Raw genomic sequence first — 1,037 nt, 5'->3', positions numbered from 1 at the left:
TCTGCTGTGTCGAGGGGGTAGTTCTCGTAGACGGTGAGGGTGTCGAAGAGTTGTCCGGTGTTTGTCAGTTGTTGGATGTCGGTGAGGCTGAGGTGGTGGTGGGGCAGGAGGCGTGCTTGTTCGTCCTGGAGTCGTTGTACGAGTTCGGTGAGGGTTTCGCCTGGTTGTAGGTGTACGCGTACGGGCAGGGTGTTGATGAAGAGGCCGATCATGTTCTCGACGCCGGGGAGTTCTGCGGGTCGGCCTGAGACGACGGCGCCGAAGACGATGTCGTTGCGGCCGGTGACGCCGGCGATGAGCATGCCCCAGGCGGCTTGGAGGAGGGTGTTGAGGGTGACGCCCCATGTGCGGGCCTGGTCCGCGAGGGCGGTGGTGGTCGTTTCGTTGAGGTGGGTGTGCAGGCGTGCGGGGGGTTTGGGGGTGGTCTGGCGGTATGCGGGGGCGATGAGGGTTGGTTCGTCGATGCCGTGGAGGGCTTTGCGCCATGCCTGCTGGGCTGTTTCGCGGTCGGCGTGTGCGAGCCATGTGAGGTAGTCGCGGTAGGGGCGTGCGGTTCCTGGTCCGTTGTCGCCGGTGCGGTAGAGGGTGAAGAGCTCGTTGAAGAGGACGGGCATGGACCAGCCGTCGAGCAGGATGTGGTGGTTGGTGAGGATCAGTTGGTGGCGGTCTTCGTCCAGTTTGGCCAGTGCCAGGCGTATGAGTGGTGGGTGGTCCAGTGGGAACGGGCGGGTTCGTTCTTCTTCGGTCAGGGTTTTGAGGGCGGTTTCGGGGTCGGTTTCCCCGGAGATGTCGACCACGCGGAAGGGGGCGTCGGCTCGGGCCGGGATGATCTGGTGGGCGAGGCCTTCGGCGGACTGTCGGAAGGCTGCCCGGAGGTTGTCGTGTCGGTGCAGCAGTGTGTTCATGGCGTCGTGCAGTCGGCCGGCGTTCACGGTGCCGGTCAGTTCGAGGACCCACTGGGCGATGTAGACGTCTGTCTGGTCCCGGTCGTAGCCCGCGTGGAAGGCGAGGCCTTCCTGCAACGGGGACAGCGGAAG

1 protein-coding gene is annotated in these 1,037 nt (G+C 64.8%); it reads right to left on the bottom strand.

Annotated elements, in window-relative coordinates:
• The coding region (locus tag ACWCQ6_RS37500) for a condensation domain-containing protein (RefSeq protein ID WP_451097018.1) at nt 1–1,022 on the bottom strand (1,022 nt) is incomplete at its 3' end.
• Between the last annotated feature and the right edge of the window lie 15 nt (nt 1,023–1,037).

The sequence above is a fragment of the Streptomyces sp. NPDC001880 genome (assembly GCF_053594575.1).
The sequence above is the reverse complement of the archived record's forward strand: the minus strand, read 5'-3'. Positions and strand labels throughout refer to the sequence as shown.